This is a genomic window from Variovorax sp. P4_D9 (genome assembly GCF_056401695.1).
Map to the genome: position 1 here is coordinate 1 of NZ_JBFUIU010001678.1, position 720 is coordinate 720.

Annotated in this window: 1 protein-coding gene; it reads right to left on the reverse strand. The window is 59.3% G+C overall.

Features of this window, described 5'->3' with window-relative positions:
- The coding region (locus AC1DY5_RS57725) for an adenylate/guanylate cyclase domain-containing protein (RefSeq protein WP_478123054.1) at positions 1 to 632 on the reverse strand (632 nt) is incomplete at its 3' end.
- Positions 633 to 720: the final 88 nt, after the last annotated feature.

Sequence of the window (720 nt, forward strand, 5' to 3'; positions counted from 1 at the left end):
AAGTTACTGAAGTGCGGCGAGAGCACCTCCTCCGTCACGAAGATGCTATCCCGGACTGCGAGCCCCGAGAGGCGAGCCGCCAGATTCGGTGCATTGCCGATCAGGTCGAAGCGCCCTCGCTCTATGTCACCGCTTTCAAGGTAGGTCAGGCCTGAGTAGATGCCGGTGTGCAGCGCGGCCCGGGCCAAGCTTTCGGCGCCGACTGTGATCCCTCTGGCCGCCTCATGCATCTCGAGGGCGCAGCATATCGCCCGGTATCCGTCGTCATCCGATGTGCCGTCGTGCCCGAAGATGGCAAGCACCCCATCGCCCTGAAGTCGTGCAATCACACCCCCGTGGCGCTCAACGGATGACCTGAACATCGCTCTGAGGTCATGCAGAAAGCCCACATAGTCAAAGCAATCCATCTGCGCCGAGAGATCCACAGAACTGGATAGATCGGAGAACAGGATGGTCAACTGCCGCAAATGACTGTGAGGGTCCCCGTCGGCGGGCGCCGGCACGGCGTGAAGGATTCGTTCCGGGTTGAAATGTTCGCTTCCATTGATATGGCATCCCCTCTCGTTGTCGGGGTCCGTATCGAAGTTGTGACACTGGAGCTCCATGACGCTCTCCATCAGCCCCAGGTTCAAGTGCCGGGGTGAGGCCAATGTCAGGCTGAAGTGCCTTTCAGGTCTTTGGGCATCCCCTTAAAAATGGAGGAACAGCACTCTATGGCGT